Origin of the sequence: Citrobacter sp. 172116965, from assembly GCF_013458095.1 — a bacterium.
Lineage (GTDB): Bacteria > Pseudomonadota > Gammaproteobacteria > Enterobacterales > Enterobacteriaceae > Citrobacter > Citrobacter braakii.
The window spans coordinates 87,371-109,758 of record NZ_CP046673.1; the positions used below are offsets into that span (position 1 = coordinate 87,371).

A 22,388-nucleotide genomic window follows, 5' to 3' on the forward strand; every position below is an offset into this window, starting at 1 on the left:
GTTTATCTCGCAGATTGCATAGTGGCCCACCATGTTGCATCGGCTTCAATTTCGCCCTGCGTGTTTACGTGGGGGTAGGGAAGACCTTTGCGCTTAGCGACATTCGCCAGCACCGGATAACCGCCTTCAAACAGCAAACGCTGCTGCTCATCTTGCGCAAGCATGCTGTTTTCTCGTTGGTACATGCCGGCGTTTTGCCGCTGGCGCTGTGCTTCGTACAGAATCAGCGCGGAGGCGACCGAAACGTTCAGCGACTGCACCATGCCAGTCATGGGAATGATGATGTCCTGATCCGCCAGATCCAACGCTTCCTGAGTGATGCCGGTTTTCTCCTGGCCCATCAGGATGCAGGTGGGGCGCGTGTAATCAATCTCGCGAAAATCCACGGCTTTATCTGACAGATGTGTTGCCAGAACCTGCATGCCCTGGCTTTTTAAATGTGTGACCGCATCGCCAATAGTGCGGTGAGTCTTCACCTGTACCCAACTGTTGCTGCCTGCGGCAGAAGAGGCCATGGTGCGCATACGGCTACCAGGCCAGACGGCGTGGACTTCATGCACGCCGACCGCGTCTGCAGTACGAATGATTGCAGAAACGTTATGAGGTTTGTGGACCTGCTCCATGCAGACGGTCAGATCGGGCTGACGACGTGCGAGCATCTCGCAAATACGTGCATAACGTTGAGTATTCATAAAACGTGTTCTAGTTACGGTTACGGGTGACTTTTATCACGTCCGGCATGACGCGGATTTTGCGCATGATATTCGCTAAGTGCACGCGATCGCGAGCGGTCAGGCGAATAAAGGCGCTATAGACGCGGCCATCTTTCTCTTCCGTATTCAGACTTTGAATGTTGGAGGTGGTCGTGTTGATTGCCGCCGTCAGGTTCGCCAGAGCACCCTGGTGGTTAAACATATCCACCTTAATCTCGGTGATGAACTCCTGCTCTGTCTCTTTATCCCATTCCACCGCCATAAACTTCTCTGGCTCTTTTTGATAGCCACGAATGTTACGGCAGGATTCATGGTGAATCACCAGACCTTTACCCGGACTGACGTGGGCAATGATTGGATCGCCAGGAATCGGACGACAGCATTTCGCGAAGGTGATCAGCACGCCATCTGCGCCTTTGATCGGCAGATGACCGTGACCAGATTGCGCTGGCACGTTTGCCGTTGCTTCGCCCTGCTGGAGGTTTTTCGCTACTACCACGCTCATGGCGTTACCCAGACCGATTTCCGCGAGCAGATCGTCAAGCGTGGCGAGCTTCATGCGTTCAAGCTCACGCTGGATGCTCTCTGGCGGGATCTCAGCCAGTTTACGGCTACCGCCTAAGGCATGGTTGAGCAGTCGACGACCCAGACTGACGGAATCATCGCGCTTGAGGTTTTTCAGCAGTTGGCGAATTTTTGCGCGCGCTTTCGAACTGACGACGAAGTTGAGCCACGCTGCATTCGGACGGGCGCCCGGAGCGGTAATAATCTCAACGGTCTGGCCACTAAAGAGCGGCTGCGAAAGCGGGTAAGGTTGTCTGTCGACGCGTGCGCCGACGCAGGCGTGACCGATATCGGTGTGCACGGCGTAGGCGAAGTCGACAGGCGTTGCACCGGCAGGCAGTTCGACAATGCGCCCTTCCGGTGTGAAAACATAAATCTCATCCGGGAAGAGATCAGATTTGACGCTTTCAATAAATTCAAACGAGCTACCGGCGCTCTGCTGCAGTTCCAGCAGGCTTTGCATCCAGCGTTGAGCGCGGATTTGTGCGGTGGTGCTGCTTTCGCCGCCGTGCTCTTTGTAAGCCCAGTGCGCTGCTACACCCATTTCTGCCATCTGGTCCATGTCTTCGGTACGAATCTGTACTTCAACCGGGACGCCGTGAGGGCCGATCATTGAGGTGTGCAAAGACTGATATCCGTTCGCTTTCGGAATGGCGATATAGTCTTTCACGCGACCAGGACGAGGTTTGTACAAGCTGTGCATCTGGCCGAGTACGCGATAACAGGTATCGGAATCATGAACGATAACGCGAAAAGCGTAGATATCCATGATGGAGTGAAAACGCTGCTCTTTGAGCACCATTTTGCAGTAAATAGAGTACAGGTGCTTCTCGCGGCCACTTACGCGACACGGAATACCTGCCTCTTGCAAACGCCCTTCGATTTCCGAGAGGATTTTTTGGATCATCTCTTTGCGGTTGCCACGAGCGGCTTTAACCACTTCTTTAATCACGCGATAGCGGTTCGGGTACAGCGCTTCAAAACCCAGCTCTTCCAGCTCGGTTTTAATGTGATGAATACCTAAACGGTGTGCCAGCGGACTATAGATTTCGAGGGTTTCACGGGCGATGCGGCGACGCTTGTCCGGGCGTAATGAGCCCAGCGTGCGCATGTTGTGGGTACGGTCAGCGAGTTTGATGAGAATGACGCGGATATCCTGCACCATCGCCATAATCATCTTGCGAAAGTTTTCAGCTTGCGCCTCTTTCTTGTCGCGAAACTTAAGCTTATCAAGTTTCGACACCCCTTCTACCAGTTCAGCAACGCTTTTACCAAAAAGCTGTTCCATGTCCTGGTAGGTGGCAGGGGTATCTTCAATCACGTCATGCAGCAGCGCAGCCATCAGCGTTTCATAGTCGAGTTTCATCTCGGCCAGAATGCAGGCTACCGCTACCGGGTGCGTGATATAGGGTTCACCGCTTGAACGTGTCTGGCCCTCGTGAGCGTCACGTGCAACGAGATACGCCTGCCGAAGACGCTTAATCTGGTCTTCCGGCAGGTAGTTTTGAATCAGTTGATTCAGGCTTTCAAACAGATACAAGGGCGACCCGCTTTGTGATTAACGACGACCTTCAGCAATAGCGGTAACGGCTTGTAATTCAGCGGCTTCCTGCTCTTGCTGTTCCTGGCGCTCACGCACGTCGAGGATCTGGTTGTTGATCAGACCTTCTTCGATTTCGCGCAGCGCGATAACGGTAGTTTTATCGTTTTCTTCCGGTACGAGCGGATCCTTTCCGCCTACCTGCATCTGACGAGCGCGACGCGCGGCGACCAGTACCAGGTCAAAACGGTTACCAATTTTCTCTACAGCGTCCTGAACAGTTACGCGTGCCATACTTAAAATGCTCCACAGGTGAAGAAATGACTGGGCATGATACTGAATGTGGGTTCAGTCTGCCAACAGTTTGCTGATTAAAGCGTCATGACGCTGCTTTTGGCGGCTCATGCGCAGACGTTCGGCGCGAATGATAGTTTTCAAATCGCCCAGGGCGGTATCGAAATCATCATTCACAATAAGATAATCATATTCGGCGTAATGGCTCATTTCTGCAACAGCTTGCGCCATACGTTTTGCGATCACGTCTTCGCTATCCTGACCGCGGCCACGAAGACGGCGATCCAGCTCAATCTTAGATGGCGGCAAAATAAAAATACTGCGCGCATGCGGCATTTTTTGACGAATCTGCTGCGCACCTTGCCAGTCGATATCTAAAAAGACGTCTACGCCGGATGCTAATACTTGCTCAATGGTCTCACGCGAGGTGCCGTAGTAATTACCGAAAACCTCAGCGTGTTCCAGGAACGCGTCTCTGCCAATCATGGTTCTGAATTCGTCATGGTTCACAAAAAAATAGTGTTCACCGTGCACTTCCCCCGGGCGCGGTGCGCGCGTGGTGTGCGAAACAGAAACCTGGGTGTCATACAACGGTTGGGTCTTTAATAAAGCCTGAATCAGGCTGGATTTACCCGCGCCACTGGGGGCAGAAACAATATAAAGCGTGCCTTGAGCCATGAGTATCTTAATGTATGTGATTGTCGAAAGAGAGCCTACATACGGGCTTATTATACACGTAGCCGCTATGTGACGTAGCCCTTGTCACACTTTTTGCGCATGTTTATTGCGTTTTGCGTACCAGTTTCCTGTTTTATCCGCGATTTGCAGCAATTCGTGCAAATGTCAGGAACGTTGCGCGCAGGATGAGTTTTTGCCGCTCTGTTTCCATTTCAATTCGCGTTATATCTGCCGGGAAACGTACTGTTCAGCGGAGATAGCATGGGATTATGGAAATGCATAGGGCTGGTTTTGCTAATGTGGTATCTACCCTCATGGGCGGTATGCCCCGTCTGGTCGCCTGCCAGGGCACAAGAGGAAATTTCACGACTACAGCAGCAGATAACACAGTGGAATGACAGTTACTGGAAACAAGGGGAAAGTGTCGTAGACGACGCCGTTTATGACCAGCTCAATGCGCAGCTCATCCAGTGGCAGCGCTGTTTTGGCGATGAAGCCCCATCAGATCTATCTGCGCCCCCAATAAGTGGAACAGTCTCGCACCCCGTTCCCCATACGGGAGTTCGAAAACTTGCCGATAAGCAAGCGCTACAGCAATGGATGCATGCTCGTAGCGATCTCTGGGTGCAGCCGAAGGTGGATGGCGTGGCGGTTACGCTGGTTTATCGCAATGGAAATCTGATACGGGTGATTAGCCGTGGTAACGGTCTGAAAGGCGAAGACTGGACGCAAAAGGTTCTTCAGATCCCTTCCGTTCCACGTACTACCAGCGGGCTGCTCTCTAACAGTACGTTGCAGGGGGAGATATTTTTGCAGCAACAAGGGCATATTCAGCAGCAGAGAGGGGGAATGAACGCCCGCTCAAAGGTTGCTGGAATGATGATGCGCCAGAGCAACCCGGAAATGTTACGCTCGCTGGCTATTTTTATCTGGACCTGGCCTGATGGTCCAGTTGCCATGTCGGAAAGACTTGAGCAACTCACTGCTGCCGGGTTCAGTTTCACGCAACGATATACTCAGGCCGTGAAGAGTGCGGATGACGTCGAGAAGGTGCGCGCCAGGTGGTGGACTTCAGCGTTACCTTTTGTGACGGATGGTGTGGTGGTGCGAACGGGAAAAGAACCGCGGGCGCAATACTGGCTACCCGGACAGGGAGACTGGCTGGCAGCGTGGAAATATCCTCCCGTGGCCAGGGTATCTGAGGTGACGGGTATTCAGTTTTCCGTTGGCAAAAGCGGGAAAATTGCGGTGGTTGCATTGCTGGTCCCCGTCATGCTGGATGATAAGCGGGTGCAGCGCGTCAATATTGGCTCAGTACGGCGCTGGAATGAATGGGATATTGCGCCTGGCGATCAGATTCTGATAAGTCTGGCCGGACAGGGGATTCCCCGTATAGATGAGGTGGTCTGGCGCAGCACCCAGCGTAATAAGCCAGCACCACCTGAGGGGCGCTTCAATTCACTAACTTGTTTTTATGCCACAGCGGAGTGTCAGGAACAGTTTGTTGCCAGGCTCGTCTGGCTGGGGGCCAAAGATGTGTTAGGGCTGGAGGGTATGGGCGAGGCGGGATGGCGGGAGCTACATCAGACGTATCGCTTTGAACATATCTTTTCCTGGCTTGGATTAACGCAGGAGCAGCTACAGTCCACATTTGGCGTGAACAAAGGGGGGAAGCTGTGGCATCAGTTCAATCTGTCACGCCATCTTCCATTTACGCGCTGGGTGATTGCCATGGGAATACCGTTAACACAGGCAACGTTGAATGCCAGTCGGGATGGATCGTGGCAGCAGTTACGGGAACGCAGTGAACAAAGCTGGCGGCAACTTCCTTTCATGGGGGAGCGACGGGCACGACAGGTTATTCAGTGGCTGGAGGATAAAGAGATCACAGCGCTGAGCAACTGGTTAGCTGCTCAGCGGATCACGGGCTTTATGCCTTAATGGCCTTCATGGCGATAGTAAAATACCGGCAGCCCCAACTTCAGGCGCAGCGCCAGCAGTCGGGCGGTAAAGCCAAAGAGCAGGGTAGAGATCACCACCACATCGTGGCTGGAGACATAATGTTGCAGCACGATATACAGCACGGCAGCGGCAAATGAAACGCCGGCATACAATTCTTTCTGGAATACTAACGGGATGCGTTTGCAGAACATGTCACGTAATACACCACCAAAGACTCCGGTAGTGACCGCCGCGACCACGGCAATAATCGGTCCATGACCCATATCCAGCGCCACCTGGGCGCCAATAATAGAAAAGACCACCAGGCCCAGCGCATCCAGGACGAGGAATATTTTACGCAGATAGGGCATGACGGGGGCAATAATGGTGGTGAGTACCGCAGCGGTCGCCACGATAATGACGTATTCAGGGTGCTTTACCCAGCCGAGCGGATAGTGGCCGAGAAGAATGTCGCGTACCGAGCCGCCGCCAATGGCCGTCGCGGTGGCAATGATAATGACGCCAAATGTATCCATACGACGACGCCCAGCCGCAAGCGCACCGGTCATGGCTTCGGCAGTAATACCAATTAAATATAAAACGTGTAACAGCATGTATTCCCCCTGATTTGCTGGGGCTAAGGTTAACGATTTGTGCGCATTGTCACGATTGAGATTTTCTAAGGTGAAGCTATTTTAATAACTACAGCTAATGTGATTTTGCTGTAAATGCGTTATGGCATGCGCTTTACTTTATGAATGGTGACAATAAATGATGAGAAAATATAATTCGAACTGGATGGGTCACAACCGAAGTGTTGGGAAAAACACGTAGCCCCGTCGTTTATGGGTGGGCTACGTATCATATTTCACCCAAACTATCACCCTCGACCAATGGATAAATTGACACTCCGGTTCGTATTTCAGTCATACCTTGAATGTTGCAGCGAGAGATTAGTAGGTGTGGTATGTGCTTTGGTGCGCTGCAAAAATGATATTTCTTAGAACCACTACACTCCAGATGTCATTGGGGAAGTTATTCTGAGTAAAGTCTGATATTCAGCGGCTTCTATTCTGAAAAATGACTTCCTCAGCTATCGCTTCTATGTGGATGGGTGCATTTACAGCAAAATCTTCAGCATTTAGTGCGTTGGAATGCTAGGTATGAGCGTAAGAGAAGAAATTCAGGATGGCAGAGAGGCTGGAAATTTAAGAAGCGGGATAATATACACCGAAGTTTTGGGGTGGATAGATATGGGACATGCTCGAGGAGATGATGTCAGAAAGTTACTCTCGGATATGCACCAAGGCGAGCATTCATGAGAACAGTGATACCTTACAGCGATTTTAGTTCTGGTAACGTTAAAATAGTTTCCAGAGATGGAACGGTCGTTAACTGGTAAAAAAGGGAAACATATGAAACAGGCAGTCATAATAGTGCTGATGGTAATAGCTATATGCAGCTCTTATTTCTGGCCTAATATTAAAATGAGACTTGCAGGTAACGCACAATATACAGAGTTTGATAAAGCCAAATATGATTATTACACTCCCCAAGTTTTAAAAAAAATGCCGAGAATATCCCAAGTGTATGACTTTAATTATACGAACATTTCTGGTCCTAAGGCTGATGTATGGAGTGTGACGTTCCATGATACCAGGGATACGGGGAGGATTAGTAAGTATCTCTCAATGGCGGGCTATGAAAAACAGGTAAAATGCGATGTTGAGGCAGAATGCTGGCGCCTCAGGGGATCCGATGAAGTACTGACAGTCGTGAATATGAACAGCAGTAATGCTGTTCGGGTTGATATTCTGAAGAGTATTTATAACGACAAATATATGCCAGATAAATAAGTATTCAATTTTATATCAATTAGCACTTACTGGCGGTACGGATAGCCTGCATTGAGCAGGCTATCTAGTACGTTACGATAGCATAGGCATGGTACGCAAAATTACTCGATATTCTGAATCTGCTCGCGCATTTGCTCGATCAATACCTTCAGTTCAATTGCGGAATTAGTCACCTCGGCATTGATAGACTTGGATGCAAGAGTGTTCGACTCACGGTTGAATTCCTGCATCATGAAGTCCAGACGACGGCCAACAGCCTCTTTTTTCTTCAGAATGTTGTAGGTTTCTTTGACGTGGGCTTCCAGACGATCTAACTCTTCTGCTACATCGATGCGCTGCGCCATCAGCACCAGTTCTTGCTCAAGGTGGTTATTCTCCAGTTGCACCTGGGCGTCTTCCAGTTTGGCTACCAGACGCTCACGCTGCCATTGCAGAATTTCCGGCATATGTGCACGCACTTTAGCGACTTCAGTGCTGACGCCTTCCAGACGCTGCTCGATCAGCGCTTTCAGCGCCTGACCTTCGGTTTCACGCGCGACGATGAAGTCATCCAGCGTACCGTCAAGCGCGGCGAGGATTTCAGCGGCAATGGCGTCCAGATCTTGCTCCTGGGCAGCCATTACGCCTGGCCAGCGCAGGATATCAACTGGGTTAATTTCACCTTCATCACTCTGCATTTTGACCCAGTTAGCAGCGCTAACGAGCTGTTTAGCGAGCTTTTCATTTAGAATCAGCTCGCCCTGGGCGCTGGCATCAGGCTCAAAACGCAGCGTACACTCGACTTTACCGCGCGTCAGACGCGTGCGTATGCGTTCGCGGACAACGGGTTCAAGACTACGGAACTGTTCCGGCAGGCGAAAATAAGTTTCCAGATAACGCTGGTTTACCGAGCGCATTTCCCAGGTAGCGCTACCCCATTCACCCTTGATTTCACGCCGGGCGTAGGCGGTCATGCTGCGGATCATAGACGTTCCTGTTTTTAAAGATGAGATGGGAGGATTATAGCCATCCACGTCTTGTCAGGATAGGAATAACAGTCGGAAGTCCGTATAATGCGCAGCCACATTCGTTTCAAGCCGGAGATTTTATCATGCGTCCAGCAGGTCGTAGTGCCAACCAGGTGCGTCCCGTCACCCTGACCCGTAATTATACAAAACACGCTGAAGGCTCCGTGCTGGTCGAATTTGGTGATACCAAAGTGCTATGTACCGCCTCTATTGATGAAGGCGTACCGCGTTTTCTGAAAGGTCAGGGCCAGGGCTGGATCACCGCAGAATATGGCATGCTGCCACGCGCCACGCACACCCGTAACGCCCGTGAAGCGGCGAAAGGTAAGCAGGGCGGTCGTACCATGGAAATCCAGCGTCTGATCGCTCGTGCGCTGCGCGCCGCCGTTGATCTGAAGACGCTCGGTGAATTCACTATTACGCTGGACTGCGATGTTATTCAGGCAGATGGCGGTACGCGCACTGCATCAATTACCGGCGCATGTGTGGCGTTGGCTGATGCGCTGAACAAGCTGGTTGCGAGCGGTAAACTGAAAACTAACCCGATGAAAGGGATGGTCGCCGCGGTTTCCGTGGGCATTGTGAACGGTGAAGCGCTCTGTGACCTCGAATACGTTGAGGACTCTGCCGCAGAAACCGACATGAACGTGGTGATGACTGAAGACGGACGCATTATAGAGGTGCAGGGTACGGCAGAAGGCGAGCCGTTCAGCCATGAAGAACTTCTCACCCTACTGGCGTTAGCCCGAGGGGGAATCGAATCCATTGTAACGACGCAGAAGGCGGCGTTAGAAAATTGATTTTAAAGGCGACTGATGAGTCGCCTTTTTTTTGTCTGTAATAAAGTGAGATGAGGAGCGAATCCATGAAACCGTATCAGCGCCAGTTTATTGAGTTTGCGCTTAGCAAGCAGGTACTAAAGTTTGGCGAGTTTACGCTGAAATCCGGGCGTAAAAGCCCCTATTTCTTCAACGCCGGGCTGTTTAATACCGGGCGCTGCCTGGCACTGTTAGGCCGTTTTTATGCCGAAGCGCTGATGGATTCCGGTATTGAGTTCGATTTGCTGTTTGGTCCGGCCTACAAAGGTATCCCGATTGCGACCACCACGGCTGTTGCGCTGGCGGAACACCACGATAAAGATTTGCCGTACTGCTTTAACCGTAAAGAGGCGAAGACCCACGGTGAAGGCGGTAATCTGGTAGGTAGCGCACTTGAGGGGCGTGTAATGCTGGTGGATGATGTTATCACTGCAGGTACGGCTATTCGTGAGTCGATGGAAATTATTCAGGCTAACGGCGCTACGCTGGCGGGGGTACTGATTTCTCTCGACCGTCAGGAACGCGGTCGCGGCGAGATTTCAGCGATTCAGGAAGTGGAACGCGATTATGGCTGCAAGGTGATTTCTATCATTACCCTGAAAGATCTGATTGCATATCTGGAAGAAAAACCAGAAATGGCAGAACACCTGGCCGCAGTACGGGCGTATCGCGAAGCGTACGGCGTATAAGAACTGCCGGATGGCGCTGCGCTTATCCAGCCTACGCACCGCAGGGTTCGTAGGCAAAATAGGCGAGGTCGCCATCCAACAACTGTGTTACTGCAATTGAGCGGCAACCAACGGCCAGCGGATGTCGAAATCATCCGTTGGACGGTATTTAAATTCGCTACGTACAAACCGGGACAGCATACCTTCGCAGAAAGCCAGTAACTGGCTGGCCAGCAGCGTTTCATCCACGGTGTAGCCTTCACCTTCACGCATTCTTTTTTCTCGCAGAACCTGGCGTAACTGCGCCTCAATTCGCTCAAAAAGCTGGTTAATACGGCCTTGCAGACGGTCTTGCTCGAACATCAACGCGTGTCCGGTCAGAATTCGCGTCAGGCCAGGATTACGTTCACCGAACCCTAAAATCAGCAGTACGATCAGACGCAATCGCGCGTTAGTGTCCTTTTCATCTTTCAAAATCAGATTGATACGGGTAATCAGACTATCTTCGATAAACTCAATCAGGCTATCGAACATGCGGGTCTTGCTGGGAAAATGGCGATACAAGGCCGCTTCGGAAACGCCCACAGAGGCCGCCAGTTTAGCTGTCGTGATGCGTTGGCTACCATCGCTGGACTCAAGCATCAGTGCCAGAGACTGAAGTATTTCTTCGCGACGATTCCTTTTCGCAGTTTGCTTTTCTACCATGTTACAAAATACCCCTGAAAATAAGCTCTTGCCAGGCAGGCATCCACACAGCGACCGCAAACGGGTGTTTGCGGTGTGTTATTGCGTTATTACGCTGTGAGATACTTTTCTGCGGGTTACTTGCGCCCGGAATGGCCGAAGCCACCTTCGCCACGATCGGTGGCTTCAAACTCTTCCACCAAATTAAATTCAGCCTGGACGACCGGTACAAATACCATCTGCGCGATACGTTCGCCCGGTTCAATAGTAAAGTTGTCCTGACCACGGTTCCAGATTGAAACCATCAGCTGGCCCTGGTAGTCGGAATCAATCAAACCGACCAGATTGCCCAGTACGATCCCGTGCTTATGGCCCAGCCCGGAGCGCGGGAGCATCACCGCCGCAAGAGAAGGATCGGCAATGTGGATAGCTAACCCGGTTGGCACCAGCGTTGTTGCGCCAGGCGCCAGTTCTACGGCGTCATCAAGACAGGCACGCAGGTCAAGTCCGGCAGAACCAGAAGTGGCGTACGTCGGGAGCGGAAATTGTTGCCCTACGCGCGGGTCCAGAATCTTAACGTCGATTTTTTTCATCATAACGGGTCACGATCTCGTCGAGTAATAATTGGCCCAGGAGTTCTTTGCGCTCAAGCGGTAAGACTTTATCTCCATCCTGCCAAAAAAGGTGTAATGCGTTGCTGTCGCTGTTAAATCCTTGAGTAGACAGCGAAACGTCGTTCGCACAGATCACATCAAGGTTTTTGCGGATGCGTTTTTGCCGGGCATATTCTTCCACATTATTTGTTTCGGCGGCAAACCCAACGACAAAAGGACGATTAGCATCCAGTGCGGCAACACCAGCGATGATGTCCGGGTTTTTGACCATTTTTACTGTTAATTCATCACCCTGCGTTGCCTGTTTTTTGATTTTTTCACTGGCGACAGTTTCAGCGCGATAATCAGCGACTGCGGCGCAGCCGATAAAAATATGCTGTTGTTGCACCGCAGATTGCACGGCGGCTTCCATTTCCAGCGCGGTCATCACATCAATGCGCTGGACAAAAGGCGGTGTAGGTAACGAAACCGGACCTGATACCAGCGTGACGTTTGCCCCGCGTTTTGCGGCAGCGGCCGCGATAGCAAATCCCATTTTCCCGGAGCTGTGGTTGGAAATATAACGCACGGGATCAAGCGGTTCACGCGTCGGGCCTGCTGTAATCATGATGTTGAGATGTTGCAGATCTTTGACAGGTGAAAAATGTTCTGCCGCCATATCCACAATTGTTAACGGATCCAGCATACGTCCAGGACCGACATCACCACATGCCTGACTACCGCTGTCAGGACCCCAAATGAGCAAACCGCGCGAGGCAAGAATGCCCAGATTGTGTTGGGTAGCGGCGGCGCGGTACATCTGCTGGTTCATAGCCGGCAGCACGGCAACAGGCGCTGGCGTTGCCAGACAGATCGTAGACACCAGATCGTTGGCCATACCTGCGGCAACGCGGGCAATCAGATCTGCCGTCGCTGGGGCCAGTATAACCAAATCGGCCCATTTCCCCAGTTCAATATGGCCCATCGCGGCTTCGGCTGCGGGGTCAAGCAGGCTGTCGGAAACGGGATAGCCCGAAACCGCCTGTAAGCTCAGAGGAGTAATAAACGCTTTTGCTGCTTCGGTCATCGCCACGCGGACGTCTGCGCCGCGTTCCCGTAAACGACGCACCAGCTCAGGGGTTTTGTACGCCGCAATCCCGCCACTGACGCCAAGTACGATTTTTTTACCGGCCAGGCTCATCATGATCTTTCCTGTTGGGTTTCACCAGAAGGTGGATATTTTATCACAATCCGCAATGTGTCGTGCTTTTGCCCGCGCTCCAGTTTGCGAGGCTCTACGAAGAAGTGAAAACAGAGCGTCGATTCGCCGCTGGCGTTATGCCACTATGCGGACGCGAAAGGAGGGGAAAAGCATGGAAAATACAGGACGTATAATGCCTCGGGAAAAGCTGTTGGCGCAGGGGGCCAGTTCGCTGACCGACGTAGAGCTACTGGCTCTTTTTCTACGCACCGGGATACTGGGTAAAGATGTGCTTACGCTGGCGAAAGAGATGCTTCAGCATTTTGATTCGTTGTATGGCCTGTTGTCTGCTGATTACATGGATTTCAGCTATGTTCAGGGCATCGGTATCGCGAAGTACGCACAGTTGAAGGGAATAGTGGAGCTGGCAAGGCGCTACTACAACGTACAGGTGATAGAGGAGCGTGCGATACTTAGCCCGGAAATGGCGCGTGAATTTCTGCAAAGCCAGCTTTCGCAAGAGGAACGCGAGATCTTTTATGTGATCTTTATGGATTCTCAACATCGCGTGATTAAACACCGTAAACTTTTTTCCGGAACGCTAAGCCACGTTGAAGTGCATCCGCGAGAAATTGTCCGCGAAGCGATAAAAATGAATGCTTCTGCGGTGATCCTTGCACATAATCACCCTTCGGGGTGTGCAGAGCCGAGCAAAGCAGATAAACTCATCACCGAGCGTGTTGTGAAATGCTGTCAGTTCATGGATATCCGGGTGCTTGATCATCTGGTCATTGGGCGCGGAGAGTACGTTTCTTTTGCGGAACGCGGTTGGATTTAACGCACTTTACGCGATCCATCGGGATCTTTGTCTGTTCGGGACTTGAGCACATCGCTGACTCAGCGTATACTACGCCACCTTTGAGAATCTCGGGTTTGGCATTTGGGCCTGGCAATCGAGAGTTCGCAAATACGCAAAATCATTCTTGTTGCGTCCAATGACGAGGCAACGATGAAAGATTTAGTGTATTGAACTGCGATAACCGGGCTGAGAAGCCTGACGAGGCGCCAATACCCCATACGAAGCTCGAGCTAATTTGATTTTTGGAGAATAGACATGTCCCGAGTCTGCCAAGTTACTGGCAAGCGTCCGGTGACCGGTAACAACCGTTCCCACGCACTGAACGCGACTAAACGCCGTTTCCTGCCTAACCTGCACTCTCACCGTTTTTGGGTTGAGAGCGAGAAGCGTTTTGTCACCCTGCGTGTATCTGCTAAAGGTATGCGTGTTATTGATAAGAAAGGCATCGAAACAGTTCTGTCTGAACTGCGTGCCCGTGGCGAAAAGTACTAAGTACTAAGAGGAAATAAATCATGGCTAAAGGTATTCGTGAGAAAATCAAGCTGGTTTCTTCTGCTGGTACTGGTCACTTCTATACCACCACGAAGAACAAACGTACTAAGCCGGAAAAACTGGAGCTGAAAAAGTTCGATCCAGTTGTTCGTCAGCACGTTTTATACAAAGAAGCGAAAATCAAATAATTTCCGCTTTGATGTAAAGAAAAACCCTGCCTCGGCGGGGTTTTTTGTTTTCTGGCCGTCCCCATATTAATGAAATCTGATACACCGCCGGAGATACTATGCCTGAATTACCTGAAGTCGAAACCAGCCGCCGCGGTATTGAGCCGCATCTGGTGGGGGCAACGATTATGCACGCGACTGTGCGTAACGGTCGTTTGCGTTGGCCAGTATCAGAGGAAATCTATCGTCTGAGTGATAAACCTGTCCTGAGCGTACAGCGGCGCGCGAAATACCTGCTGCTGGAGCTATCAGATGGCTGGGTAATCATTCACCTGGGGATGTCGGGTAGTTTGCGTATCCTTTCTGAAGAGCTTCCGGCAGAAAAACATGACCACGTCGACTTAGTGATGAGTAACGGCAAAGTCCTGCGCTATACCGATCCGCGTCGTTTTGGCGCCTGGCTGTGGACTAAAGAGCTGGATGGGCATAATGTCCTCGCCCATCTTGGCCCTGAGCCTCTGAGCGACGATTTCAATGCTGGTTATCTGCAGCAGAAATGTGCGAAGAAGAAAACTGCGATTAAACCCTGGCTGATGGATAACAAGCTGGTCGTGGGGGTGGGAAACATCTATGCCAGCGAGTCGCTGTTTGCGGCTGGTATCCATCCTGACCGTCTGGCGTCATCTTTGTCGCAGGATGAGTGCGAACTGCTGGTGCGCGTTATCAAGGCGGTTTTGCTGCGTTCTATCGAGCAGGGCGGGACCACGCTGAAGGACTTTCTGCAAAGTGACGGTAAGCCGGGCTATTTTGCCCAGGAGTTGCAGGTCTATGGGAGAGAAGGTGAACCCTGTCGCGTATGCGGCGCGCCAATCATTGCGACAAAACACGCTCAGCGCACAACGTTTTATTGCCGTCGCTGTCAGAAATAACACCATTATCGGCCGGACGTAGCGAATGCCTCATCCGGCCAGACGCATTACTTCAGTTTACTCAATAATGCCTGATGAACGTTTTCCGGCAGAAAGTGCGCTACGTCACCCTGGTGGCGGGCAACTTCTTTCACCAGTGAAGATGAGATAAATGACCACTCTTTAGACGGCATCAGAAAGACGCTTTCCAGTTGTGGCATCAGATGACGGTTCATATGGGCCAGCTGCATTTCATACTCAAAATCGGCTACCGCACGCAGGCCACGGATCAGAATGTTAGCTTGATTATCGCGGGCAAAGTTTGCCATCAGGTCGCTGAATCCCAGAACCTCCACATTACCGAGATGCGCCGTTGCCTGTTGTGCCAGCTCAACGCGCTCTTCCAGAGTAAACATCGGTTTTTTACTGGGACTTGCGGCAATTGCCAGGATTACGTGATCGAACATGCTTGTCGCTCTTGTCACGATATCGATGTGGCCGTTAGTAATGGGATCAAAGGTTCCTGGATAAATCGCCAGTTTTTGCATGACTTGCCTCAATGCGTTTTGGGTGGCAGATAAGGTTCCAGCAGCTGCAGCAGACGCTGAAGCGCGCCCTGATTTTGATACAGAACTTCAACTGCGTGACGGCCATAAAAATTACGATAATCTGCATCGGTCAGTAAAGAAGAGACCTCTTTCACCAGCGTAGTTGCGTCGGTGACGGTGATCAATCCGCTTGCCTGTTCGAGGCGGGCGCAAATATCTTTAAAATTAAAAGTATGTGGCCCCATCAGTACCGGAATGGCGTGCGCCGCGGCTTCCAGTGGGTTGTGTCCACCGCGTTCAACCAGCGAACCGCCAACAAAAGCAAGGTCGGCAATGCCGTACAGCAACATCAACTCGCCCATGGTGTCGCCGATTACGACCTGGGTTCCTGATGACGGAACTTCGCCTGAAGAACGTGTCGTATAGCTTAGCCCAGCCTGGCGTACGAGGTTAATGGCATCCGGGAACCGTTCAGGATGTCTGGGTACCAGAATCAGTAAAAGATTAGGGAACTGGTTTAATAACGCCTGATGGGCGGCAATGATAATGCTTTCTTCGCCGTCGTGCGTGCTGGTTGCAATCCATACCGGGCGGTGAGGTGCCCATTGACGGCGCAATGTAATCGCTTTTGCGGCCAGCTGCGGCGTGACGGAAATATCAAACTTCAGGCTACCGGTAACGGTGACCTGATTGCTTCTGGCACCAAGCGTGATAAAACGAGCGCCATCTTCTTCGTTCTGGGCGGCAATCAACGTAATTCGGCGCAGTAGCCTGCCAACAAATTTACCTAATTTAGCGTAGCCAGCAGCTGAGCGAGCGGAAAGACGTGCATTGGCAATGACCAGCGGAATATGGCGCTTATGCAGTGCCGCGATCAGATTCGGCCACAGCTCGGTTTCCATAATTAGCACCAGCTTGGGGTCAACTTTATTCAGGAAACGGTTTAGGGCATCCGGTAAATCGTATGGCAGATAAATATGCTGAACGTCAGGGCCAAAAGCGGATTGTACGCGCTCGGAACCGGTTGGCGTCATGGTGGTGACCGTGATCGGCAAGTCGGGGTAACGATGTCGCAGAGCGCGGACTAATGGGATAGCTGCCAGCGTTTCGCCTACGGAAACCGAATGAAGCATGATACCGCCTGGTTTTAGCGGACGGCGGTAAAAGCCGTAGCGTTCACCCCAGCGTTTACGGTAGGCCGGAGCCTTACGTCCGCGCACCCAAAGCCGTACCCAGATCAAAGGCTGAATAAGGTAGAAAAGGGCGGTGTAAAGCAATTCGAGCATAATGGTAGCTGACTTATGAATGTGCTGGGGATTCTATGTATTTAGCTGTGGCTTTACCAATACTTTTCCTATTTTTAAATTAAATAGCGTCCCTCGCGGGGGATGTCCAGGGTACCAGCATCTTTTGCATCTTTACGTTTTCTGTTGATATTTTCCGGTTTAGTCGAGATAGAGGGCTAAAAATCAAAAGGTCTGAACATCTTAATTCATTGATTTATATGTTTTAAAATCATTGGCTGTGCAAGAATTATTCGAGTCGGAACATGGCGAAAGAAGTGATACACTAGCGCGTAAAAAATCAGTGCGATATCAGTAATCAGGTAGCTGTTGAGCCTGGGGCGGTAGCGTGCTTTTTTCTGCTTAACTTTACCGGACACTCACGATAAAAGAGCCGCTTGTGGATAAGCCAATTAATAGAATTCTGGTCATAAAAATGCGTTTTCACGGAGATATGTTGTTAACAACTCCGGTCATTAGTACGCTAAAGCAGAACTATCCTGATGCGAAAATCGACGTGCTTCTCTATCAGGATACCATCCCAATTTTGTCGGAAAACCCAGAAATTAATGCCCTTTATGGTATTAAAAATAAAAAGACAAAAGTAACTGATAAAATTACTAATTTTCTGCACCTGATCGGAACGTTGCGCGCGAATGGGTATGATTTAGTTGTAAACCTTACCGATCAGTGGATGGTTGCGATACTGATGCGGTTACTGAACGCGCCAATCAAAATCTCTCAAGATTATGCACATCGGCAATCTTCTTTTTGGAAAAATAGTTTTACATGTCTGGCTCCGCTTAGCGGTGAAAATGTGGTGGAAAGCAATCTGTCTGTGCTGGCCCCGTTGAAACTTAAATCGACTGTTACGCATACAACAATGAGCTATCCTCCGGATAGCTGGGAACGTATGCGCACAGAATTAAATCGGGCTGGAGTTGGTGATGAATACGTTGTAATTCAACCAACGGCACGCCAACGCTTCAAGTGCTGGAATAACGAAAAGTTTTCACAGGTAATTGACGCCTTACACCAGCGTGGTTTGGAGGTAGTTATGACCTCAGGCCCAGGCGAAGACGATCTGGCTTGCGTGAATGAAATTGCACAAGGTTGCAAAGAAAGGCCCGTTACTGCGCTGGCGGGAAAGATGAGCTTCCCCGAGCTAGGAGCGGTCATCGATCATGCGCAGTTGTTTATTGGGGTGGACTCTGCTCCGGGACACATTGCTGCTGCGGTTGATACACCATTGATATGCCTGTTTGGCGCAACGGATCATAATTTTTGGCGACCATGGTCAAAGCAGATGATTCAATTTTGGGCTGGTGATTACCGTCCGATGCCTCCACGCGAACAGCGCGATCGCAATGAAATGTATCTTTCGGTGATACCCGCTGACGATGTTATTGCTGCTATCGATAAATTATTACCGGGTAGACTTGTGCCGCCACAAGCGGGGAGTCCCGTATGATTGTTGCTTTCTGTTTGTATAAATACTTCCCATTCGGTGGGTTACAGCGTGATTTTATGCGCATTGCGCAAACTGTAGCGGCACGTGGTCACCATGTTCGTGTCTATACGCAGTCCTGGGAAGGTGAGTGTCCTGACGTTTTTGAATTGGTTCTTGTACCGGTCAAGTCCCGGACAAACCATGGTCGCAATGCGGAGTATTATTCCTGGGTCCAGGCACATTTACTTCAGCACCCTGTCGATCGGGTAGTTGGTTTTAATAAAATGCCAGGGCTGGATCTCTACTATGCTGCTGACGTTTGCTATGCCGAGAAAGTGGCACAAGAAAAAGGTTTCCTCTATCGGTTAACTTCACGATATCGGCACTATGCAGCGTTTGAACGCGCGACGTTTGAGCAGGGTAAACCGACGCAGCTATTAATGCTAACTGATAAGCAGACTGCTGATTTTCAGAAACACTATCAGACAGAAGCTCAACGATTTCATATTCTTCCTCCAGGGATTTATCCAGACAGGAAGTATAGCCAGCAGATTCCGAATAGCCGTGAAGTTTATCGCCAGAAAAACGGTATAACAGAGCAACAAAATCTATTATTGCAGGTAGGCTCTGATTTCACTCGTAAAGGTGTGGATCGTTCAATACGTGCACTGGCCTCGTTACCAGAAACGCTTCGAACTAATACGCTACTGTATGTTGTTGGACAAGACAGACCGAGAAAATTTGAGGCGCTGGCGGAAAAACTTGGCGTACGCAGTAATGTCCATTTCTACTCTGGCCGTAATGATGTTGCAGAATTAATGGCTGCGGCTGATATATTGATGCATCCAGCTTATCAGGAGGCGGCAGGTATTGTTTTACTAGAAGCAATCACTGCCGGGCTGCCGGTGTTGACCACAGCCGTATGCGGTTACGCGCATTATATTGTTGATGCTAATTGTGGTATGGCAATTACAGAACCATTCCGGCAAGAAACGCTGAATGAAGCCTTACGTAAAGCGCTGGTAGAGCCTTCATTGCGTTCGGAATGGAGGGCAAATGCACGACACTATGCGGATACGCAAGATTTATACAGCCTACCGGAGAAAGCAGCGGATATGATTACGGGTGGTTTAGATGGTTGAATTAAAAGAACCGTTAGCCACACTATGGCGCGGGAAAGATGCATTTGAAGAAGTTAAAAATTTACAAGGTGAAGTATTCAGAGAACTGGAGACTCGCCGTACTCTACGATTTGAACTAACGGGTAAAAGCTATTTTTTAAAATGGCACAGAGGCACTTCTCTGAAAGAGATTGTTAAAAACCTACTTTCATTACGCATGCCAGTATTAGGTGCTGATAGAGAATGGAATGCCATTCATCGCCTGAGTCAGTTAGGTGTGGATACAATGACAGGCGTGGGATTTGGTGAGAAAGGGTTGAATCCACTGACTAAAACCTCGTTTATTATTACTGAGGATCTCACACCAACTATCAGCTTAGAAGATTACTGTGCTGATTGGGCCACAAATTCTCCCGATGTGAAAGTGAAGCGTATAATTATTGATCGTGTTGCCACCATGGTGCGTAAGATGCATGCTGGTGGTATCAATCATCGCGATTGCTATATTTGCCACTTTTTATTACATCTGCCTTTTTCAGGGCATGAGGACGATCTCAAGATTTCAGTGATTGATTTGCACCGTGCTCAGATTCGGTCGACTGTTCCCCGACGCTGGCGCGATAAGGACTTAATCGGTCTCTATTTTTCGTCCATGAACATTGGATTAACCCAGCGTGATATTTATAGATTTCTACGCATCTATTGCGAGTTGCCGTTGAAAAGCATCCTAAGTCAGGAGGCTGATTTGTTCAAGGAAGCTCAGGTTAAAGCTAATAAAATACGCGAAAGAACAATCCGTAAATCTCTGTGATTAATTTATCCTGAACTATTTGAAATGCATCATGTGAGAACATGGTCTATTTCTCAAAAATTGGTAAGAGTCAAATGTCTCAATTTAGCGATAAAGAAGTTATCCTTTCTGTTTTTGAGTACGATTTTCGGGAAAATGCTTCTGCAGACTGTTTTAATATCGGTTATGGTATTGACAGGAATTTTTTATTTGGCTGCGGTGTATCAATAGCCTCTGTATTATTGTCGAATAAAAAAATCGATTTCACATTTCATATATTTACTGATTATTTCGATGAGAGTGATAAAGCCAGATTCGCCGATCTTGCTAAACAATATCAATCCTGTATCAAAGTTTACCTAATTGATTGCAATAAATTAAAAGACTTACCTAGTACAAAAAACTGGACTTATGCAACATACTTCCGTTTTGTTATTGCAGATTATTTCTATAATAAAATAGATAAATTATTATACCTGGATGCTGATATTGCTTGCCAGGGTAGTGTACGAGAACTGGTCGATTATAAGTTTTCCGCAGATGAGATCGCTGTCGTTGTAACGGAAAGAGATTCCGAATGGTGGCATAATCGTTCTGTAACGCTGGCCACTCCAGAATTAATCACCGGATACTTTAATGCTGGATTCTTACTTATCAACATCAACGCATGGCACAGTAATAATATCTCTTCCCGAGCCATCGAAATGTTGCGAGTTCCAGAATGGGTGGAAAGAATAACTCATCTTGATCAAGATGTCCTTAATGTATTGTTAGCCGGAAAAGTAACTTTTATCAATGGTAAATACAATACACGCTTTAGCATTAATTATGAACTGAAAGATAAAGTAGTCAATCCTGTGAATAATGAAACTGTCTTCATTCATTATGTGGGACCGACAAAACCCTGGCATGAGTGGTCCAACTATCCGGTATCGAAGAGTTTTTTAGTTGCGAAAGAGGCCTCGCCCTGGCATTCAGTAGCGCTTCTCAAACCGACCAATAGCAATCAATTCAGATATTGTGCAAAGCATAAATTTAAACAAGGGTTATACGTTCAGGGACTGTGTAACTACTTTAATTATTATCTGACCAAGTTGAAAGGTTAACTGCTGGCTAAGTACATTGTTGAAATAATCAACGACAATGCATATCTTAGCCGCTGGAAAATATAGCTGAAATAATTAAAGGTAATTAACTTGGACTTCAAAAGATTAACTAACTTCAAAGATATTATTGAGTTAGACAGACGTGTTACACCATGTGATGATCGTGACACTTTTAATATCTCATGGGGAATCGATAAAAATTACCAAACTGGTGCGGCAATTTCTATTGCCTCAATCCTTGAAAATAATAAAGAGAGTAATATTAATTTTACTTTTCATATTATTGCGGATTATTTAGATCAAGAATATATTGTACTTTTGACACAACTAGCAGAACAGTATAAAACAGTTATTAAGCTATATCATATTGATTCTGAACCGCTGGTGTCACTACCTAAAACAAATATATGGCCAGTGTCAATATACTATCGCTTGCTTTCATTTGATTATTTTTCTGAACGATTAGAACGACTGCTATATCTTGATGCTGATATTACGTGTAAAGGCTCTTTAGAGGATCTTGCTGCACTGAAATTTGATGGGGAATATGGTGCGGTTGTAGTAGATGTTGATTCAATGCAGGATAAAAGTGCAGAGCGTCTACATAATCCTGAGTTTAAAGGCAACTACTTTAACTCGGGTGTCATGTATATAAACTTGCAGCAATGGCTTAACTCTAATTTAACGAAAAAATTCTTCGAACTATTGTCAGATGAAAGTATAGTTTCCAGAGTAAAATATCCTGACCAGGATATTTTAAATATCATGTTTTTGCATCATGCGGTATTATTACCGAGGAAATATAACTCAATTTATTCATTGAAGTCTGAGTTTGAGATTAAAAATAAAAATTACTATAAATCAGTGATTAATGAAGAGACAGTATTTATTCATTATACTGGTGTAACAAAACCATGGCACGAGTGGGCTGACTATTCCTCAGCACAATTTTTCCGCACAGTATATGAGAAGTCACCATGGAAGAATCAGCCTTATCAAGTTGCAAAACAAAAGCACGAATATAGAGAAGAATATAAACACCTTCTTTATCAAAATAAAATAATTCCTGGCCTGATCGCAGCAATTAAATATAAAACAATGTAATGG

At 48.8% G+C, this 22,388-nt stretch carries 24 protein-coding genes; 13 read left to right on the forward strand and 11 right to left on the reverse strand.

Annotation, left to right across the window (positions count from 1 at the left end; translation table 11 throughout):
* Nucleotides 1-2: 2 nt before the first annotated feature.
* From trmH to gmk, 4 genes are read right to left on the reverse strand one after another with little or no spacing between them, the layout of a single operon-like run.
* The gene (gene trmH / locus GPJ68_RS00405) at nt 3-692 is read right to left on the reverse strand and encodes a tRNA (guanosine(18)-2'-O)-methyltransferase TrmH (protein WP_047415767.1); all 690 of its coding nucleotides are present in this window, start codon (nt 690-692) and stop codon (nt 3-5) included.
* 10 nt (nt 693-702) lie between these two features.
* Complete coding sequence (spoT, locus tag GPJ68_RS00410) at nt 703-2,817, reverse strand: bifunctional GTP diphosphokinase/guanosine-3',5'-bis pyrophosphate 3'-pyrophosphohydrolase (RefSeq protein ID WP_003024038.1); 2,115 nt, start codon at nt 2,815-2,817, stop codon at nt 703-705.
* Nucleotides 2,818-2,835: 18 nt separating this feature from the next.
* On the reverse strand, nt 2,836-3,111 hold the full coding sequence (rpoZ, locus tag GPJ68_RS00415; protein ID WP_000135058.1) for a DNA-directed RNA polymerase subunit omega: 276 nt from the start codon (nt 3,109-3,111) through the stop codon (nt 2,836-2,838).
* Nucleotides 3,112-3,165: 54 nt separating this feature from the next.
* Nucleotides 3,166-3,789: a guanylate kinase gene (gene gmk / locus GPJ68_RS00420; RefSeq protein WP_019078035.1), complete on the reverse strand. Its 624-nt coding sequence runs from the start codon at nt 3,787-3,789 to the stop codon at nt 3,166-3,168.
* A 261-nt stretch (nt 3,790-4,050) separates the two neighbouring features.
* Here gmk and ligB point away from each other — a divergent pair, with 261 nt between their 5' ends.
* Nucleotides 4,051-5,730 carry an NAD-dependent DNA ligase LigB gene (gene ligB / locus GPJ68_RS00425; protein ID WP_104651734.1) on the forward strand — a complete coding sequence of 560 codons (1,680 nt, stop codon included), beginning with the start codon at nt 4,051-4,053 and terminating at the stop codon, nt 5,728-5,730.
* On the opposite strand, the gene GPJ68_RS00430 is transcribed toward ligB, so the two are convergent.
* Complete coding sequence (locus GPJ68_RS00430) at nt 5,727-6,344, reverse strand: trimeric intracellular cation channel family protein (protein WP_003024049.1); 618 nt, start codon at nt 6,342-6,344, stop codon at nt 5,727-5,729. The two genes, ligB and GPJ68_RS00430, sit on opposite strands and share 4 nt — an antisense overlap.
* A gap of 801 nt (nt 6,345-7,145) precedes the next feature.
* Here GPJ68_RS00430 and GPJ68_RS25015 point away from each other — a divergent pair.
* Nucleotides 7,146-7,586, forward strand: coding sequence for a hypothetical protein (locus GPJ68_RS25015; protein WP_019078037.1), 441 nt, complete (start codon nt 7,146-7,148; stop codon nt 7,584-7,586).
* A gap of 101 nt (nt 7,587-7,687) precedes the next feature.
* On the opposite strand, the gene GPJ68_RS00440 is transcribed toward GPJ68_RS25015, so the two are convergent.
* The gene (locus tag GPJ68_RS00440; RefSeq protein ID WP_180837065.1) at nt 7,688-8,551 is read right to left on the reverse strand and encodes a YicC/YloC family endoribonuclease; all 864 of its coding nucleotides are present in this window, start codon (nt 8,549-8,551) and stop codon (nt 7,688-7,690) included.
* Between the two features lie 125 nt (nt 8,552-8,676).
* Here GPJ68_RS00440 and rph point away from each other — a divergent pair, with 125 nt between their 5' ends.
* Nucleotides 8,677-9,393 carry a ribonuclease PH gene (rph, locus tag GPJ68_RS00445; protein WP_016154991.1) on the forward strand — a complete coding sequence of 239 codons (717 nt, stop codon included), beginning with the start codon at nt 8,677-8,679 and terminating at the stop codon, nt 9,391-9,393.
* 65 nt (nt 9,394-9,458) lie between these two features.
* Complete coding sequence (pyrE, locus tag GPJ68_RS00450; protein ID WP_016157763.1) at nt 9,459-10,100, forward strand: orotate phosphoribosyltransferase; 642 nt, start codon at nt 9,459-9,461, stop codon at nt 10,098-10,100.
* An 87-nt stretch (nt 10,101-10,187) separates the two neighbouring features.
* Here pyrE and slmA read toward each other — a convergent pair whose 3' ends face one another.
* From slmA to coaBC, 3 genes are all read right to left on the reverse strand, one after another.
* A complete protein-coding gene (gene slmA, locus GPJ68_RS00455; RefSeq protein WP_016154989.1) occupies nt 10,188-10,784 on the reverse strand; it encodes a nucleoid occlusion factor SlmA in 597 nt (198 codons plus the stop codon).
* A gap of 116 nt (nt 10,785-10,900) precedes the next feature.
* Nucleotides 10,901-11,359 carry a dUTP diphosphatase gene (gene dut / locus GPJ68_RS00460; protein WP_016154988.1) on the reverse strand — a complete coding sequence of 153 codons (459 nt, stop codon included), beginning with the start codon at nt 11,357-11,359 and terminating at the stop codon, nt 10,901-10,903.
* The gene (gene coaBC / locus GPJ68_RS00465) at nt 11,337-12,557 is read right to left on the reverse strand and encodes a bifunctional phosphopantothenoylcysteine decarboxylase/phosphopantothenate--cysteine ligase CoaBC (protein WP_088583168.1); all 1,221 of its coding nucleotides are present in this window, start codon (nt 12,555-12,557) and stop codon (nt 11,337-11,339) included. Before coaBC ends, dut begins: the two co-directional genes overlap by 23 nt.
* A 172-nt stretch (nt 12,558-12,729) precedes the next feature.
* Between coaBC and radC the strand changes: the two genes are divergently transcribed.
* The 4 genes from radC to mutM all read left to right on the forward strand — a co-directional run bounded on the left by radC (nt 12,730) and on the right by mutM (nt 15,004).
* Nucleotides 12,730-13,395, forward strand: a complete 666-nt coding sequence (gene radC, locus GPJ68_RS00470; RefSeq protein WP_016154986.1) for a DNA repair protein RadC — start codon at nt 12,730-12,732, stop codon at nt 13,393-13,395.
* 276 nt (nt 13,396-13,671) lie between these two features.
* Nucleotides 13,672-13,908 carry a 50S ribosomal protein L28 gene (gene rpmB / locus GPJ68_RS00475; protein WP_003024071.1) on the forward strand — a complete coding sequence of 79 codons (237 nt, stop codon included), beginning with the start codon at nt 13,672-13,674 and terminating at the stop codon, nt 13,906-13,908.
* A 20-nt stretch (nt 13,909-13,928) separates the two neighbouring features.
* A complete protein-coding gene (gene rpmG / locus GPJ68_RS00480) occupies nt 13,929-14,096 on the forward strand; it encodes a 50S ribosomal protein L33 (RefSeq protein ID WP_003024094.1) in 168 nt (55 codons plus the stop codon).
* A gap of 98 nt (nt 14,097-14,194) precedes the next feature.
* Nucleotides 14,195-15,004, forward strand: coding sequence for a bifunctional DNA-formamidopyrimidine glycosylase/DNA-(apurinic or apyrimidinic site) lyase (mutM, locus tag GPJ68_RS00485; RefSeq protein ID WP_019078041.1), 810 nt, complete (start codon nt 14,195-14,197; stop codon nt 15,002-15,004).
* 47 nt (nt 15,005-15,051) lie between these two features.
* On the opposite strand, the gene coaD is transcribed toward mutM, so the two are convergent.
* Nucleotides 15,052-15,531, reverse strand: a complete 480-nt coding sequence (coaD, locus tag GPJ68_RS00490) for a pantetheine-phosphate adenylyltransferase (protein ID WP_180837067.1) — start codon at nt 15,529-15,531, stop codon at nt 15,052-15,054.
* A gap of 8 nt (nt 15,532-15,539) precedes the next feature.
* Entirely contained in the window at nt 15,540-16,817 is a 1,278-nt protein-coding gene (waaA, locus tag GPJ68_RS00495) for a lipid IV(A) 3-deoxy-D-manno-octulosonic acid transferase (RefSeq protein ID WP_016154983.1), read from the reverse strand.
* A gap of 397 nt (nt 16,818-17,214) precedes the next feature.
* Here waaA and rfaQ point away from each other — a divergent pair, with 397 nt between their 5' ends.
* The 5 genes from rfaQ to GPJ68_RS00520 all read left to right on the forward strand — a co-directional run bounded on the left by rfaQ (nt 17,215) and on the right by GPJ68_RS00520 (nt 22,385).
* Nucleotides 17,215-18,285, forward strand: a complete 1,071-nt coding sequence (gene rfaQ, locus GPJ68_RS00500; protein ID WP_072034359.1) for a lipopolysaccharide core heptosyltransferase RfaQ — start codon at nt 17,215-17,217, stop codon at nt 18,283-18,285.
* A complete protein-coding gene (locus tag GPJ68_RS00505) occupies nt 18,282-19,406 on the forward strand; it encodes a glycosyltransferase family 4 protein (RefSeq protein ID WP_075848007.1) in 1,125 nt (374 codons plus the stop codon). The genes rfaQ and GPJ68_RS00505 overlap by 4 nt, the downstream gene beginning before the upstream one ends.
* Nucleotides 19,399-20,196 carry a lipopolysaccharide core heptose(I) kinase RfaP gene (gene rfaP / locus GPJ68_RS00510; protein WP_019078045.1) on the forward strand — a complete coding sequence of 266 codons (798 nt, stop codon included), beginning with the start codon at nt 19,399-19,401 and terminating at the stop codon, nt 20,194-20,196. Before GPJ68_RS00505 ends, rfaP begins: the two co-directional genes overlap by 8 nt.
* 74 nt (nt 20,197-20,270) lie before the next feature.
* Nucleotides 20,271-21,281 carry a lipopolysaccharide 3-alpha-galactosyltransferase gene (gene waaO / locus GPJ68_RS00515; RefSeq protein ID WP_032932027.1) on the forward strand — a complete coding sequence of 337 codons (1,011 nt, stop codon included), beginning with the start codon at nt 20,271-20,273 and terminating at the stop codon, nt 21,279-21,281.
* Nucleotides 21,282-21,371: 90 nt separating this feature from the next.
* Complete coding sequence (locus tag GPJ68_RS00520; RefSeq protein ID WP_104651735.1) at nt 21,372-22,385, forward strand: glycosyltransferase; 1,014 nt, start codon at nt 21,372-21,374, stop codon at nt 22,383-22,385.
* The last annotated feature ends 3 nt before the right edge of the window (nt 22,386-22,388 follow it).

Bases quoted from the DNA above. Each gene is read 5' to 3' on its own strand.
- trmH (WP_047415767.1), bottom strand. From the start codon at position 692: ATGAATACTCAACGTTATGCACGTATTTGCGAGATGCTCGCACGTCGT.
- rpoZ (WP_000135058.1), bottom strand. From the start codon at position 3,111: ATGGCACGCGTAACTGTTCAGGACGCTGTAGAGAAAATTGGTAACCGT.
- gmk (WP_019078035.1), bottom strand. From the start codon at position 3,789: ATGGCTCAAGGCACGCTTTATATTGTTTCTGCCCCCAGTGGCGCGGGT.
- ligB (WP_104651734.1), top strand. From the start codon at position 4,051: ATGGGATTATGGAAATGCATAGGGCTGGTTTTGCTAATGTGGTATCTA.
- GPJ68_RS00430 (WP_003024049.1), bottom strand. From the start codon at position 6,344: ATGCTGTTACACGTTTTATATTTAATTGGTATTACTGCCGAAGCCATG.
- GPJ68_RS25015 (WP_019078037.1), top strand. From the start codon at position 7,146: ATGAAACAGGCAGTCATAATAGTGCTGATGGTAATAGCTATATGCAGC.
- GPJ68_RS00440 (WP_180837065.1), bottom strand. From the start codon at position 8,551: ATGATCCGCAGCATGACCGCCTACGCCCGGCGTGAAATCAAGGGTGAA.
- rph (WP_016154991.1), top strand. From the start codon at position 8,677: ATGCGTCCAGCAGGTCGTAGTGCCAACCAGGTGCGTCCCGTCACCCTG.
- pyrE (WP_016157763.1), top strand. From the start codon at position 9,459: ATGAAACCGTATCAGCGCCAGTTTATTGAGTTTGCGCTTAGCAAGCAG.
- slmA (WP_016154989.1), bottom strand. From the start codon at position 10,784: ATGGTAGAAAAGCAAACTGCGAAAAGGAATCGTCGCGAAGAAATACTT.
- dut (WP_016154988.1), bottom strand. From the start codon at position 11,359: ATGATGAAAAAAATCGACGTTAAGATTCTGGACCCGCGCGTAGGGCAA.
- coaBC (WP_088583168.1), bottom strand. From the start codon at position 12,557: ATGAGCCTGGCCGGTAAAAAAATCGTACTTGGCGTCAGTGGCGGGATT.
- radC (WP_016154986.1), top strand. From the start codon at position 12,730: ATGGAAAATACAGGACGTATAATGCCTCGGGAAAAGCTGTTGGCGCAG.
- rpmB (WP_003024071.1), top strand. From the start codon at position 13,672: ATGTCCCGAGTCTGCCAAGTTACTGGCAAGCGTCCGGTGACCGGTAAC.
- rpmG (WP_003024094.1), top strand. From the start codon at position 13,929: ATGGCTAAAGGTATTCGTGAGAAAATCAAGCTGGTTTCTTCTGCTGGT.
- mutM (WP_019078041.1), top strand. From the start codon at position 14,195: ATGCCTGAATTACCTGAAGTCGAAACCAGCCGCCGCGGTATTGAGCCG.
- coaD (WP_180837067.1), bottom strand. From the start codon at position 15,531: ATGCAAAAACTGGCGATTTATCCAGGAACCTTTGATCCCATTACTAAC.
- waaA (WP_016154983.1), bottom strand. From the start codon at position 16,817: ATGCTCGAATTGCTTTACACCGCCCTTTTCTACCTTATTCAGCCTTTG.
- GPJ68_RS00505 (WP_075848007.1), top strand. From the start codon at position 18,282: ATGATTGTTGCTTTCTGTTTGTATAAATACTTCCCATTCGGTGGGTTA.
- rfaP (WP_019078045.1), top strand. From the start codon at position 19,399: ATGGTTGAATTAAAAGAACCGTTAGCCACACTATGGCGCGGGAAAGAT.
- waaO (WP_032932027.1), top strand. From the start codon at position 20,271: ATGTCTCAATTTAGCGATAAAGAAGTTATCCTTTCTGTTTTTGAGTAC.